General features: G+C 64.3%; 13 protein-coding genes. 4 read left to right on the forward strand and 9 right to left on the reverse strand.

The genetic code is table 11. The annotated features are described in order from the left end of the window. Nucleotides 1–104: 104 nt before the first annotated feature. Both EOA24_RS11635 and EOA24_RS11640 read right to left on the reverse strand, forming a co-directional pair. Complete coding sequence (locus EOA24_RS11635; protein ID WP_126078351.1) at nucleotides 105–1,091, reverse strand: uracil-DNA glycosylase; 987 nt, start codon at nucleotides 1,089–1,091, stop codon at nucleotides 105–107. Nucleotides 1,092–1,140: 49 nt separating this feature from the next. Next, nucleotides 1,141–1,779, reverse strand: coding sequence for a hypothetical protein (locus EOA24_RS11640; protein WP_126078350.1), 639 nt, complete (start codon nucleotides 1,777–1,779; stop codon nucleotides 1,141–1,143). 226 nt (nucleotides 1,780–2,005) lie between these two features. Between EOA24_RS11640 and EOA24_RS11645 the strand changes: the two genes are divergently transcribed. Both EOA24_RS11645 and EOA24_RS11650 read left to right on the forward strand, forming a co-directional pair. Further along, nucleotides 2,006–3,709 (forward strand): electron transfer flavoprotein-ubiquinone oxidoreductase, encoded by a 1,704-nt coding sequence (locus tag EOA24_RS11645; protein ID WP_281059449.1) that lies wholly within the window; start codon nucleotides 2,006–2,008, stop codon nucleotides 3,707–3,709. 109 nt (nucleotides 3,710–3,818) lie between these two features. After that, a complete protein-coding gene (locus EOA24_RS11650) occupies nucleotides 3,819–4,421 on the forward strand; it encodes a DUF922 domain-containing protein (protein ID WP_126078348.1) in 603 nt (200 codons plus the stop codon). 36 nt (nucleotides 4,422–4,457) lie between these two features. On the opposite strand, the gene EOA24_RS11655 is transcribed toward EOA24_RS11650, so the two are convergent. The 5 genes from EOA24_RS11655 to EOA24_RS11670 form a co-directional block, all read right to left on the reverse strand. After that, nucleotides 4,458–5,468: an endonuclease/exonuclease/phosphatase family protein gene (locus EOA24_RS11655; RefSeq protein WP_189353906.1), complete on the reverse strand. Its 1,011-nt coding sequence runs from the start codon at nucleotides 5,466–5,468 to the stop codon at nucleotides 4,458–4,460. 205 nt (nucleotides 5,469–5,673) lie between these two features. Next, a complete protein-coding gene (locus EOA24_RS11660; RefSeq protein WP_245467331.1) occupies nucleotides 5,674–7,131 on the reverse strand; it encodes an AMP nucleosidase in 1,458 nt (485 codons plus the stop codon). A 272-nt stretch (nucleotides 7,132–7,403) separates the two neighbouring features. Then, entirely contained in the window at nucleotides 7,404–7,607 is a 204-nt protein-coding gene (locus tag EOA24_RS11665; protein ID WP_126078346.1) for a hypothetical protein, read from the reverse strand. A gap of 66 nt (nucleotides 7,608–7,673) precedes the next feature. Next, a complete protein-coding gene (locus EOA24_RS43875; protein ID WP_281059457.1) occupies nucleotides 7,674–7,808 on the reverse strand; it encodes a hypothetical protein in 135 nt (44 codons plus the stop codon). Between the two features lie 197 nt (nucleotides 7,809–8,005). Then, nucleotides 8,006–8,347, reverse strand: coding sequence for a DUF2147 domain-containing protein (locus tag EOA24_RS11670; RefSeq protein WP_126064738.1), 342 nt, complete (start codon nucleotides 8,345–8,347; stop codon nucleotides 8,006–8,008). 439 nt (nucleotides 8,348–8,786) lie between these two features. Here EOA24_RS11670 and EOA24_RS11675 point away from each other — a divergent pair, with 439 nt between their 5' ends. Then, nucleotides 8,787–9,053, forward strand: a complete 267-nt coding sequence (locus EOA24_RS11675) for a sel1 repeat family protein (RefSeq protein ID WP_042639605.1) — start codon at nucleotides 8,787–8,789, stop codon at nucleotides 9,051–9,053. A gap of 368 nt (nucleotides 9,054–9,421) precedes the next feature. Then, nucleotides 9,422–10,543: an ABC transporter substrate-binding protein gene (locus EOA24_RS11680; protein ID WP_126078345.1), complete on the forward strand. Its 1,122-nt coding sequence runs from the start codon at nucleotides 9,422–9,424 to the stop codon at nucleotides 10,541–10,543. A 51-nt stretch (nucleotides 10,544–10,594) separates the two neighbouring features. Here the strand turns inward: EOA24_RS11680 and EOA24_RS11685 are convergent, their stop codons facing one another. Together EOA24_RS11685 and EOA24_RS11690 are read right to left on the reverse strand one after the other, a co-directional pair. Continuing rightward, nucleotides 10,595–12,556: an acetyl/propionyl/methylcrotonyl-CoA carboxylase subunit alpha gene (locus EOA24_RS11685; RefSeq protein WP_127256170.1), complete on the reverse strand. Its 1,962-nt coding sequence runs from the start codon at nucleotides 12,554–12,556 to the stop codon at nucleotides 10,595–10,597. A 307-nt stretch (nucleotides 12,557–12,863) separates the two neighbouring features. Further along, on the reverse strand, nucleotides 12,864–13,131 hold a 268-nt coding region (locus EOA24_RS11690; RefSeq protein WP_189353909.1), incomplete at its 5' end, for a macro domain-containing protein.

Genomic DNA, 13,131 nt, shown 5'->3' on the forward strand with positions numbered 1-13,131 from the left:
TTCCCCGGACAGCCCTGCACAAGGGGGGAAGGTGGCCGAGCGAAGCTCGGTCGGATGAGGGGTGTTCCAGCGGAGTGAGACGCTGGCATTCCCTGGAGCACCCCTCATCCGGCCGCTTCGCGGCCACCTTCTCCCACAAGGGGAGAAGGGGAAGGCGCCAACGCCTGCAACTTCGCCTTGACCTCGAGAAAATCCCGCCAGGCCAGCTTCTTGTGCGCTGGCGTCCGCAACAGATAGGCCGGGTGCAGCGTCGGCATCGCCGGAATGGCAATCCCGGAAGCCGTCGTGTGCACACGCCAGTTGCCGCGCAGGCGCAGGATGCCTTCGGCCGTGTTGAGCAGCGTCTTGGCCGACGGACCACCCAGATTGACCAGCACTTTCGGATTGACCAGCTCGATCTGCCTTTCGATAAAGGGCCGGCAGATTTCGGTCTCATGGGGCGTCGGCGTACGATTGCCCGGCGGCCGCCACGGGATGACGTTGGCGATATAGGCCGAGGCCCGGTCAAGGCCGATCGCCGCCAGCATGCGATCGAGCAGCCGGCCGGAGCGGCCAACAAAGGGCAGGCCCTCCAAATCCTCGTCGCGGCCCGGCGCCTCGCCGACCAGCATAAGGTCGGCGTTGGGATTGCCGTCGGCGAAGACCAGGTTCTTGGCGGTGAATTTGAGGTTGCAGCCGTCGAAGGCGGCCATCTGTTGGCGCAGCTCATCGAGCGTCGTCGCGCGGGCGGCAAGCTGCCGCGCGAGCAGGACCTGCCCCTCGTCGGGAACGGCCGCGGCTGCAGGCGGCCGGGCGGGTGCGTCCGGAATATTGCTGGCATCGAGGCCGGAGAAGGGCGCCGGCGGGTTCTCAGCTTGTTCGGGAGCCTGCTCGGGTACCGTTCGGCTCTCGGGCGCGGCTTCGCGGCGCGGCGCGGCCGGCGCGCGCTCGGCAGGCCTGCGTTCGGCCGGCCCGCGTCCAGGTGGCATTGCCGCCGCTTCGGCAAACCGATTGATAGGCTCGTCTTCGAGCGCGTCCTCGACGCCGGCGCTGGCATAGAAGGCGAGCAGTTCGGCGATCTCGGCTGGCGTTCTGGGGGAGGCGGCAGTCATGGCGCCACCATTGTCCGCGCGGTTCGAATTTGCAACCGTGGTCAGACTTTTAGCCGGTCGGTATGCGCGGATCCTGCACGATGTAGAACGTCCAGCGCGGCGTGTAGTCGGTGATCAGGAAATCGAAGGTTGCTGACTTCAGCGGATCGACCTTGCCGTTTTTGAACAGCAACTGGTCATAGGGTTCGAACTTACGCTCGAAATCGGCGAAATTGCTGGAGATGATGTTGTCGGGCGTCTTGTTGCGCTGGTCGAAGGATAGGCCATCGCCGAACACGCTCGGCTGGTCGAGGATTTCCTGCAGCTCGAACTGGAACTCCACCCAGGGGAGCGCGCTGTTGTTGAGCACGTCGATGCGCATATACATCACGCCGTTGGCGACCTCGCCGGCCTTGCCGAAGGGCTCGATCGGCTTGGTCGCGCGGATGGTCAGCGTCACCGGCGTCGCCGTGTTCAGCTCCTCCTTGATGACCAGCGGATCTTCCTTGGTGCCGATGCCGGACACGCTGGTAATACGGAAGCCGCCCAGCTCGTCGGAGAAGGAATAGGCGCCGGTGGTCCAGACCTTCACCGGATCGGCCTCAGCTGGCAGGCTCAAAAAGAGGAGCGGAAGAACCGCGCGCCAGGCCAGGCTCGGCGTGAAGAGTAAGCGCTTCGATGGAAAGCCGGAGGGCTCTGGACTGCGCATGGCGCGAAGTATTGCCGATAACCAAGCCGCCGAACAATTAAAAACATGCAGGCGCCGCCTGGCCTGCCAACATGCCGGGTCTGGCCTATGCTTGGCCATGGCCTGTGCTGCTGCCGTTTCGTAGGAAAACCGCGACTTTTTGTCGAAATCGGCGTTGTCACGTCAGCGCCGGTTTCGCGTCGCGAATTGATGCGCTATGCAGCGCGTGAGCCAGCACAATGCGAGAATGCGGCAAGCGATAGAGGGGTCGATGAGCGATATCGAACGCGAAAGCATGGAATTCGACGTGGTGATTGTCGGCGCCGGTCCCGCCGGCCTTGCCGCGGCGATCCGCCTGAAGCAGCTCAACCCTGAGCTCTCCGTCGTCGTCCTGGAGAAGGGCGGCGAGGTCGGCGCGCACATCCTGTCCGGCGCGGTCGTCGATCCGATCGGTATCGACCGGCTGCTGCCCGGCTGGCGCGAGGAGGGCGATCATCCGTTCAAGACGCCGGTAACGGCGGACCATTTCCTGGTGCTCGGCCCCGCCGGCTCCTTCCGCCTGCCGAACGTCCTGATGCCGCCGCTGATGAACAATCACGGCAATTACATCGTCTCGCTCGGCAATGTCTGCCGGTGGCTGGCGACCAAGGCCGAGGCGCTGGGCGTCGAGATCTATCCGGGCTTCGCCGCGGCAAGCCTCGTCTATAACGACGCCGGCGCCGTCACCGGCGTCATCACCGGAGACATGGGCGTCGAGAAGGACGGCACGCATGGCCCGGCTTACGCGCCAGGCATGGCGCTGATGGGCAAATATGTGCTGATCGGCGAGGGCGCGCGCGGCTCCTTGGCCAAGCAGCTCATCGCCAAATACCAGCTTGCCGACGGCCGCGAGCCGGGCAAGTTCGGCATCGGCCTCAAGGAACTGTGGCAGGTCAAGCCGGAGAACCACAAGCCGGGTCTGGTGCAGCACTCTTTCGGCTGGCCGCTCGACATGAAGACCGGCGGCGGCTCCTTCCTCTATCACCTCGAGGACAACCAGGTGGCGGTCGGCTTCGTCGTCCACCTCAACTACAAGAACCCCTATCTCTCGCCCTTCGAGGAGTTCCAGCGCTTCAAGACGCATCCGGCGATCGCCGGCACCTTCGAAGGCGCCAAGCGCATCGGTTATGGCGCGCGCGCCATCACCGAGGGCGGCTGGCAGTCCGTGCCGAAGCTGTCTTTCCCGGGCGGCGTGCTGATGGGCTGCGCTGCCGGCTTCGTCAACGTGCCGCGCATCAAGGGTTCGCACAATGCGGTGCTGTCCGGCATGCTGGCGGCCGAGCATGTCGCCGACGCCATCGCCGGCGGCCGCGCCAATGACGAGCTCGCCTCCTATGAAGAAGCCTGGCGCGGCAGCGATATCGGCAAGGACCTGAAGAAGGTGCGCAACGTCAAGCCGCTCTGGTCGCGCTTCGGCACCATCGTCGGCGTCGGCATCGGCGGCCTCGATATGTGGCTGAACACGCTGTTCAGCTTCTCGCCCTTCGGCACGCTGAAACACGGCAAGGCCGACTATTCGACGCTCGAGCCGGCCTCCAAGCATCAGAAGATCGCCTATCCGAAGCCGGACGGCGTCTTGACCTTCGACCGGCTCTCCTCGGTGTTTCTGTCCAACACCAACCATGAGGAAAACGAGCCGGTGCATCTGATCGTCGGCGACATGGCGCTGCAGCAGCGTTCCGAACACGACGTCTTCGCCGGTCCCTCGACCCGCTATTGCCCGGCCGGCGTCTATGAATGGGTGGACAAGGACGGCAACGCCGCCGCCGATCCGTCGGCCAAGGACGTGCGCTTCGTCATCAACGCGCAGAACTGCGTGCACTGCAAGACCTGCGACATCAAGGATCCGAACCAGAACATCAACTGGGTGCCGCCTCAAGGCGGCGAAGGCCCGGTCTATCAGGGCATGTGAGCCGCTTCATCGACCGGCAGCGGTTTGCGGTTCCGGTCAGCGGGTTCCTTACGCTTGAAATTGCAGACGGCTTATAGTTCCTTCTCTGCGGATAGGGAGCAAATGGGCCATGCGCCTGGCGGTTCTTACATGCCTCATCATGCTCGGCGGCCTGTGCGGCGGCGCCCCGCAGGCCCTGGCCGGCACCAAGGTGCTGGTCACGACACGCAGCTATGACGTTGTGGGCACGACGGGCGCTGCCCTGGTCGAAGCGATGAACCGCAAAGGTCCCAAGCACGGCTTCATGACCCGCGCCATCGCCGACACCGGCTATGTGGTGAACTGGAAGCTCGATGTGGACCGCACCGACGGGGTCTGCAGGTTGCGAGGCGCCGACGGAACGATGGAGCTCACCTACACTTTTCCGCGCTTGGCTTCGCCGCCGAAACCCGAGCTCGAGCGGCGCTGGCGGCGCTTCCTCGCCGGCGTCCACGCCCACGAGCGTCATCACGGTCGAATCGCCGAGGCCATGATGCGGGCCACCGATAAGTCCATTGCCGGCCTGAAGCTGGCCGACAATTGGTTCTGCACCGCCACCCATCGCGAGGCCAGGCGCCGGATCGACGCCGTCTACGCGCAATATGAAGCGAAACAGAACACTTTCGACGCGCGCGAGCACCGCGACGGCGGCCATGTCGACCGGCTGGTCAATGCGCTGATCGGAAAGAACTGAAAAACTCCAGCCCGGTTCGCCTGCCAGGGCAGGGCGTCAGCTGCGCGGTCCGTCCGGCGCGTCGTTCGCCGCCAGTGCCGACTTGTGCGCGTCCTCGGGCGGGTCGCTTGCGGGCGGCAGCGTGAATTCGACCAGCACCGGCAGATGATCGGAGCCCGTATCCTCCAGCCGGGCCGACGACAGGATCGTCACCCCGCCTTTGCTGAACACCTGATCGATCGGCAGGCCGGCGTAGCGGCGCAGGACGTCCGGCAGGGTGCGGTGGAGCCAGGTCGGGCCGGCCGAGGGCATCAGCGTCATGCCGCTGAGCCGCGCCACCCGCCGCACCGCCGCGCTCCACGGCACGGCATTGCAGTCGCCGGCCATGATGGCGGTCTCGCCGAGCCCGGCCAGCGGCTCCGCCAATTCGCCGATCTGCCAGGACTGCTCCATTGGCCAAGGCCAGCTCAGATGGATCGCGGCGACGTCGACCGGAACGCCGTTGAAATCGATCGTTGCGGTCGCCATCGCGCCGCGCGGCTCGCAACGCGGCGCGGTGCCGGCGGCGAACGGACGGCGTGACAAGAGCGCCACGCCGAATATGCCGTTGGGATAGTCGCACAGGATGCGATAGGGATAGGCGCCGGCAATATAGCCGAGCTCCTTCGCCCACATGCCGGACACTTCGTCGAGCGTGATGACGTCTGGATTGGTCCGGCCGATCAGCGACAGCACCTTCTTCGGCGTCGGGTTGTTGAAGCGCAGGTTCATCTGCAGCAGGCTGTAGACGATCCGGTCGGCCGGCTTCGCGACCGCCTGCTGCGTCGACAATCTGGGCAGCGCGCTCGTGGTCGTGGCGAGGCATACAATGGCGAAGACCAGCGCCGCGACCGCCTGCAGCCGGTAGGAACCGGCAAGCAGCGGCAGCGCGAGCAGCGCCGTCAGCACGCTCAGATGCATGCGGAAATGCGAGAAGGAATCGAAGGCCGGATGCAGCGCGCCGAAGAACCCGGCCAGCAGCGCGGCCGAGAATGCCGTCATCGCCAGGAATGTCAGCTGAGACATCATGCTCAAGCGCGCGCCGCCCGTAGTCATCTGCTCCGACCCGCCCAGGACACCGTTCACGGAAACGCCGGAATGTCCTGTCTCCTTATTCCGACGCATCCCTTCGGACGCTTATCGGCCAAATTGCGGCCCTGCCAAGACGACCGATTGCCTCGGACCTGTGTCGTTACCGCAACGTTCCGCCCTGACTTGTTTCAAGCCAAGGCGGCTACTGGAACGCCGTCTCCGAGAAACTTCTGAGCTTGCGCGAATGCAGCCGCTCCATCGGCATTTCGGCAAGCTTCTCCATCGCCTTGATGCCGATGGTGAGATGCTGCGCCACCTGCCGCTTGTAGAACTCGGTCGCCATGCCGGGCAGCTTCAATTCGCCATGCAGCGGCTTGTCGGATACGCACAGCAGCGTGCCGTAGGGCACGCGGAAGCGGAAGCCGTTGGCGGCAATCGTCGCCGATTCCATATCGAGCGCGATGGCGCGGGACTGCGACAGGCGCTGCACCGGTCCGCGCTGGTCGCGCAGTTCCCAGTTGCGGTTGTCGATGGTGGCGACGGTGCCGGTGCGCATGATGCGCTTGAGGTCGTAGCCGGAAAGTCCAGTGACTTCGGCCACGGCTTCCTGCAGCGCCACCTGGATCTCGGCCAGCGGCGGGATCGGCACCCAGACCGGCAGATCGTCGTCCAGCACATGGTCCTCGCGCACATAGGCATGCGCCAGCACATAGTCGCCAAGTGCCTGCGTGTTGCGCAGGCCCGCGCAGTGGCCGAGCATGACCCAGGCATGCGGCCGAAGCACCGCGATATGGTCGGTGATCGTCTTGGCGTTGGAGGGGCCGACGCCGATATTGACCATGGTGATGCCGCCATGGCCGGGCTTCTTCAGGTGGTAGGCCGGCATTTGCGGCAGCCGCTGCGGCGGCGTGCCGTCCGAGGCCGTTGCGCCATTGGCGGTCACGACATTGCCGGGCTCGACGAACTCGACATAGCCGCTGTCGCCCTTGGCCATCAATTCGCGAGCCCGCGCCACGAACTCGTCGATGTAGAACTGGTAGTTGGTGAACAGCACGAAGTTCTGGAAATGCTGCGGGCTGGTCGCCGTGTAATGCGTCATGCGGTGCAGCGAATAGTCGATGCGCTGCGCGGTGAACGGCGCCAGCGGCCTCGGCTCGCCGAACGCCACCTCGAACGTGCCGTTGGCGATCTGGTCGTCGGTGCCGTCGAGATCCGGCACGTCGAACAGGTCGCGGATCGGCCGCTTGATGCGCTCGGCGGCCGCGCCGTCGACATAGCTGCCTTCCAGGAAGGCGAAATGCAGTGGAATGGGCGTCGTCGATTCCGACACGGTCACTGTCACGCCGTGGTTGCGCATGATGAGACGAAGCTGCTCGATGAGGTAGTTCTCGAACAGCTGCGGCTGGGTGATGGTGGTGGCGAAATGCCCGGGCGTCGGCATATGGCCATAGGCCTGGCGCGAGTCGACCTGGCTGAACGAGGTCGTGGTGACGCCGATCTGCGGATAGAAGGCCCGATAGCGCTTGCTCTCGTCGGCGCCCGCGGCAAGCGCCGCGAAGGAATCACGCAGGAATTTGGTGTTGCGATCATAGAGCGCCTGCAGCGCCGCGACGGCCTTTTTGGCGTCATGGAAGCTCTGCGCGCCGAAAGGCTCCGGCATCACGACCGATTCAATGGCTTGGGGGTAGATTCGCTTTTCCATGTCTCAATATAGAGATTCAGGATGGCGCTTGGGAGGGGGATGTGGGACCGCGAGAGCCGATAGCGTCGATTTTCTTCGGATGTGTTTAATGCATGTCGCCCAGAAGTGTGCGCGGTTCTGGGACAACGACATGCAGCAAAACAAAGACTTAAAGCGCCTCGCCTGAACCCGGTTCAGCGCGACGCGCTTTAAGGCGCGCTGGCTACGAGCCAGTCGCACCGTTCGACACTCTATAAAGCTTGTCCGCGCTGCAGGCTGATCAGCAGCACGAAGCCGACGCTCCTGTTCTTATTCGCCGGCGCCTCGATCCTGTGGCCCGCATCGGCGCGCATCATCGGCACAGCCAGCACCGGGGCGGCGAGCAGCATCAGGATGAGCGTCGCCCGCGGCAGCAGCCTCAGGATCTTCGTTGTGGTGGCGGCGATGCGGTTCATTTTGGTGGTGTCCCGATTTTCAATGTGGTCGATTTTCAACTTTGTCGTTTCAGCGCGTCACTTGGTTCACGGAGCCGAGAACGCAGCCACGGGCCGTTCCCACAAGCGGGCCGAGTGCCCGCCCTCGGCCACCAGGATGGCGAAGAGCATGCCGAACAGGCTCATCAGCAGGCAGACGATGGTGAAGCGACGGGCAAGCATTTTCTCTCTCCTTCAATGCGGGAGAGAATGCCGCAATGCCTCTGAACCGGTTATGAGACCGGTATTCATCTGCGGTTCAAAATGATTGACGAGGTCTCAAGCCGCCGTCGGCGACAAGACCGTTCGGCGGAGCGCCGCCGCCGCAAAAGAAAACGGGGCCGCTCGGGGCCCCGTTTCGGATGATCTCGGAAGGTCAGTTACAGCTTGTGCCAGGTCTGGCTCTTGCAGATCAGGCCGCCGAGCACGCAGCCGCTCATCTTGAGCGATGTGCCCGACAGCGTCGCCTTGCCGGAATAGGTCTTGTCGGTTTCCGGGTCGGTGATGGTGCCGGTGTATTTGTTGTCGCCAGCGGCCTTGAAGGAGCCGATCGTCTTGCCGGAGTACTTGCCGGATTTCAGCGTGATGGAGAACGCATCGCTGCCAGCGATCGCCGCCGTTGAGCCGGCCTGCGTCTTCCAATTGCCTTCGATCGGGTCGGCCCACGCGGCGCCCGCCATGATCAAGGTCGCCGCCAGGGCCAGGCTCGTCTTTCGAAACATCTTGTGCTCCTCCCAATGGGTATGCGGCGGGCTCCGGCCCGCCTTCCAGTCCCTTACGCAAAGGTAAAGCTAATCCAGCTCCCGCCAAAACAAAAGCGGTGCCGCCACGGAAGGTTGTAGCGGTTTTCGCCGTGCGCATGGCCGAAAATGAACGGCACCGGAAAAATGCTTCGGTTCCCGTGGTTAGCGAAGTCTTGATTCCGCTCCCGCCAATTTTCATCGAATTTGACGCAAGACCGCGCAAACGCTGGATTCCCATGCTTAACGGTTTCCCGCGTTTACCTCTTGTTTTAGCTTTGTTTTCCGCAAATTAAGCAAGCCATTTAACGACGGATTCAAAGCCAGGCTTCATCCTCGAAAGCATCGAAAGAGCGGCCCGCCCCGAGGGAAATCAAGGGACAGAAGGAGGCAGCTCTCGGGAGCCAGACAGGGGATTGAAATGGCACGTTTTGAAATGCTTGAAGACGGCTTCGGCGCCATGGGGGCAACTGCCCAGGCCGACATTCTTTTCGAACTGGGCATGATGTATGCGACCGGCCGCGATTGCGAGACCGATGTCGTCGCCGCCCACAAATGGTTCAACATCGCCGCGATCAAAGGTTCGGTCCGGGCCGCCGAGCTGCGCTCGGAACTGTCTGCCACCATGTCGAAGGTGGAGATCGCCATGGCGCTGCGCGAAGCCCGCGAATGGATGACGATGCACTGATCCTGCGCGCAGCGCTGAGAAGTTGATTTGGACAAGGCCGCGAAAAGACGGCCGGCCCACAAGACCAAGAACGCGGCAGGTAAACAAACTCAGCCGCGCGAAAAAACAGGGAAGCGAGCGGGTTTCAGGCGCGGGGCGTCTGGGGAGCTCGACTGCAAAAGCCGCGACCGACCGAAACAAGGTCGGCGCGGCTTTTTGCATTACGCTAGGTAATCACGCGGGCGCGTGGCCCAAGAAATCCTCGCCGGAATGAACCAAAACCGGCCGTACTGTCCTCTCGACAGTCTCGGCGAAGGGTGAAATTGTCCCGGCTCTGTGAAAGAAGCGCGGCCATGCCGCCGCGCGCAAGTGGAGGAGTTCTGATAGCCATGAAAAGATTGGGTATTTTGAGCGCGGCCGCATTTGGCCTGATGATGAGCGCCCCGGTTGCCTTTGCCGACGACATCACCATTTCGGTGGTCGGCCCGATGACCGGCCAGCTCGCCACCATCGGTGACCAGTTCAAGCAGGGCGCGCAGGCTGCCGCCGAGGCCATCAACGCCGCCGGCGGCGTCAACGGCTCGCAGATCAAGCTCGACATCGAGGACGACCAGTGCGATCCGAAGCAGGCGGTGTCGGTTGCCAACCGCATCGTCGCCAACGGCGTCAAGTTCGTCGACGGCCATGCCTGCTCGGGCTCGAGCATTCCGGCCTCCGCCGTCTATGCCGAAGCCGGTACGCTGATGATGAGCCCGGCCTCGTCGAACCCGGTGTTGACCGATGCCGCCGCCAAGTCCGGCTGGCCGACGATCATGCGCCTCTACACGCGTGACGACGCGCAGGGCGCCTTCATCGGCCCGTGGATCGCCAAGAAATATGCCGGCAAGAATGTCGTCGTCCTGCACGACAAGAGCGCCTACGGCCAGGGCGTTGCCGACGCCGTCAAGGCGACGATGAATGCGGGCGGCCTCAAGGAAGTCGATTACGAAGGCATCAACGCCGGCGAGAAGGATTACTCGGCCCTCGTCACCAAGCTGAAGGAACTCAAGGCCGACGTCGTCTATTTCGGCGGCTACCACCCCGAGGCTGGGTTGATCCTGCGCCAGGCGGCGGAGCAGAACGTCAAGTTCCAGCTGATCATGCCGGATTCGATCGCATCGCCGGAATTCTGGCAGGTCGCCGGTCCAGCCGGTGAGGGCACGCTGTTCGTCTTCCCGTCGGACCCGCAGGCCAAGCCCCAAGCGAAGGACGCGGTCGCCAAGATCAAGGCCGGCGGCTTCACACCTGAAGGCTTCACGCTGTTCTCCTATGCCGTGATCCAGGCCGTCGCCGAAGGCGTCAAGCGCGCCGGCACCGACGATCCGGCCAAGGTCGCCGAGGCGCTCAAGGACGGCAAGCCCATCAGCACCGTCGTCGGCGACGTCATCTTCGACGAGAAGGGCGACCTCAAGAACGCCAGCTACGACATCAACCAGTGGCACGACGGCAAATACGCGCCTATCCAGCAGTAATCGCTCCTGTTTGTGTGAAGGTGGCCGGGGCTCGTCCCGGCCACTTTCGTTTTATCGCTGGTCCTCCGCGAACCGCACCAGCACCGTGCCGTCGCTGACCTGAGCTCCCTCGGCCGCGATCTCCGCGATCACCCCGTCATGCGGGGCGGCGATCATGTGCTCCATCTTCATCGCCTCAAGGATCAGAAGCGGCTGGCCCTTGATCACGGCATCGCCCACTGCTGCCCGCACCAGCTTGACCAGCCCCGGCATCGGCGCGCGCAGGCTGCCTGAGGCGGCTCCCGCCTCGTCGGCCTTGGCGAGCGGGTCGCGAACCGTGAAGGTGTAGCCGACGGCGCCCTCGAAGACCGTGACGTGGCCGGGCCAGCGGACGGCGCGCGGCATGGTTCTCAGATCATGCGTGTTCACGGCATCATGCGGCGCCTCCAGCGCCACCTGGAAGCGGCCGTCCGGCCGCGCCGAAACCCGGGCCAGAATGTTCTCCTCGCCATGGCGCAGGCGGATGCGGCGCGCGAGCGTGTGGAAATGGGCATAGCCTGAGAGCGTCGACCACGGATCTGCGGCGGCACCTGGCGCGCCGGCGTCGGTCGCGGCCAGCGCCGCGGCGGCAATCGTCTCGTCGCTTGGCGCGGGGATGGCGGTGAGCGCCTCCTGATGCCTGCCGATCAGCCCGGTATCGACATCGCCGGCCGCGAAATCGGCGTCCGCGGCAAGCGCCGCCAGGAAGGGGGTGTTGACTGTCGAGCCGGCAACTTCGGTCTCGGCGAGCGCACCGCGCAATGCCGCAAGGGCGGCGTTCCTGTCCTTGCCGTGCACCACCAGCTTGGCGATCATCGGGTCATAGAAGGGCGAGATCGCGTCGCCGGCGCGTACGCCGGTTTCGACGCGCATCGCAGCACCCTCCGGCGCCGCGTCTGGGAATTTCAGATGATGCAGCCTGCCGGTCGCGGGCAGGAACCCTTTCGCAGCGTCCTCGGCATAGAGGCGCGCCTCGAAGGCGTGGCCGGAAAGCGCGATCTCGCCTTGCGTCTTCGGCAGCCTTTCGCCGGACGCGACGCGCAACTGCCATTCGACAAGATCGACGCCGGTGACCATCTCGGTGACGGGGTGCTCGACCTGCAGCCGCGTGTTCATCTCCATGAACCAGAAGCGGTCGGCTTTGAGCCCCTGGGAGGCGTCGACGATGAACTCGATGGTGCCGGCACCCGAATAATTGATCGCCTTGGCGGCCTTTACGGCTGCCTCGTTCATCGCCTTGCGCAGCGCAGGCGTCATGCCGGGGGCGGGGGCTTCCTCGATCACCTTCTGGTGGCGGCGTTGCGCCGAGCAGTCGCGTTCGAAGAGATGCACGGCATTGCCGAAATTGTCGCCGAACACTTGGCACTCGATATGGCGCGGCTTGTCGACATATTTTTCGACCAGCACCCGGTCGTCACCGAACGCCGCTTTCGCTTCGCGCCGCGCGCCCGACAGCGCTTCGGAAAAATCGTCGGGATGGTCAACGCGGCGCATGCCCTTGCCGCCGCCGCCGGCGCGCGCCTTGATCAGGACGGGGTACCCGATCTCGCGCGCCTTGGAGGCGAGCAGCACGATCTCCTGCGCTTCGCCATGATAGCCGGGCACGACGGGCACGCCGGCCGCCTCCATCAGCCGCTTGGCGGCGTCCTTCAATCCCATGGCGCGGATAGAGGCGGCGCTCGGCCCGATGAAGACGAGGCCTGCCGCGGTCACCTGGTCGACGAAATCCGGATTTTCCGACAGGAAGCCGTAACCGGGATGGATCGCCTCGGCGCCGGTGGCGAGCGCCGCGGCAACGATCTTGTCGCCGCGCAGATAGCTTTCGCCGACAGGCGAGGGGCCTATATGCACCGCCTCGTCGGCCATCTCGACATGCAAGGCGCGGGCGTCGGCGTCGGAATAGACGGCCACGCTGCGCACGCCGAGCTTGCGGGCCGTGCGAATGACGCGGCAGGCGATCTCGCCGCGATTGGCGATCAGGATCTTGCCGAACATGGAACCTCCGCAGCCAGAGTATGCTTTGAGCGAGGTCGGCGTTCCTTCGCGCCCCCCTCTGTCCTGCCGGACATCTCCCCCACTTGGGGGGAGATTGGATGTCGCCGCCGCCTTCGCCAACTATCGACGTTGCAAAGGAGCCGTCCGCAAAGCTGCTGATCTCCCCCCTTCTGCGGGAGATGCCCGGCAGGGCATAGGGGGGCGCTGTCCCGCCAGCGCTTCGGGACAAGCATTCGTCCGAAATCATAGACCTCTCCCTCGCCAAGGGAGTGCTCTGCCGAGGTCGCCTCTTGGGCAGTTTTGGTCATCAAGGTCCGCTCCTTCCAACGGCAGCGGCGGCCCGCCGGTAGATCTCCGCCGTCTGCTCATCGAAACAGCAGAAGGTAACTGCATCCGGCACTGCATTCTGCCGCAGAAAGTTACTGACTGTGTCGACGGCAATCCCAGTCGCTTCCTCCTTCGGAAAGCGGTAAATACCGGTCGAGATCGCCGGAAACGCCACCGTCCGGCAATCATGGCCGAGTGCGATTTCGAGCGAGCGCCGATAGCACGAGGCAAGCAGGCTCGCCCCGGCC

It is taken from the genome of Mesorhizobium sp. M2A.F.Ca.ET.039.01.1.1, assembly GCF_003998035.1.
GTDB lineage: Bacteria > Pseudomonadota > Alphaproteobacteria > Rhizobiales > Rhizobiaceae > Mesorhizobium.

What these genes read in the sequence shown, in the direction of transcription:
- EOA24_RS11665 (WP_126078346.1), bottom strand. Translation starts at nt 7,607, where the DNA reads ATGAACCGCATCGCCGCCACCACAACGAAGATCCTGAGGCTGCTGCCG.
- EOA24_RS11640 (WP_126078350.1), bottom strand. Translation starts at nt 1,779, where the DNA reads ATGCGCAGTCCAGAGCCCTCCGGCTTTCCATCGAAGCGCTTACTCTTC.
- EOA24_RS11660 (WP_245467331.1), bottom strand. Translation starts at nt 7,131, where the DNA reads ATGCCGGAGCCTTTCGGCGCGCAGAGCTTCCATGACGCCAAAAAGGCC.
- EOA24_RS11685 (WP_127256170.1), bottom strand. Translation starts at nt 12,556, where the DNA reads ATGTTCGGCAAGATCCTGATCGCCAATCGCGGCGAGATCGCCTGCCGC.
- EOA24_RS43875 (WP_281059457.1), bottom strand. Translation starts at nt 7,808, where the DNA reads ATGCTTGCCCGTCGCTTCACCATCGTCTGCCTGCTGATGAGCCTGTTC.
- EOA24_RS11635 (WP_126078351.1), bottom strand. Translation starts at nt 1,091, where the DNA reads ATGACTGCCGCCTCCCCCAGAACGCCAGCCGAGATCGCCGAACTGCTC.
- EOA24_RS11650 (WP_126078348.1), top strand. Translation starts at nt 3,819, where the DNA reads ATGCGCCTGGCGGTTCTTACATGCCTCATCATGCTCGGCGGCCTGTGC.
- EOA24_RS11645 (WP_281059449.1), top strand. Translation starts at nt 2,006, where the DNA reads ATGCGGCAAGCGATAGAGGGGTCGATGAGCGATATCGAACGCGAAAGC.
- EOA24_RS11675 (WP_042639605.1), top strand. Translation starts at nt 8,787, where the DNA reads ATGGCACGTTTTGAAATGCTTGAAGACGGCTTCGGCGCCATGGGGGCA.
- EOA24_RS11670 (WP_126064738.1), bottom strand. Translation starts at nt 8,347, where the DNA reads ATGTTTCGAAAGACGAGCCTGGCCCTGGCGGCGACCTTGATCATGGCG.
- EOA24_RS11680 (WP_126078345.1), top strand. Translation starts at nt 9,422, where the DNA reads ATGAAAAGATTGGGTATTTTGAGCGCGGCCGCATTTGGCCTGATGATG.
- EOA24_RS11655 (WP_189353906.1), bottom strand. Translation starts at nt 5,468, where the DNA reads ATGATGTCTCAGCTGACATTCCTGGCGATGACGGCATTCTCGGCCGCG.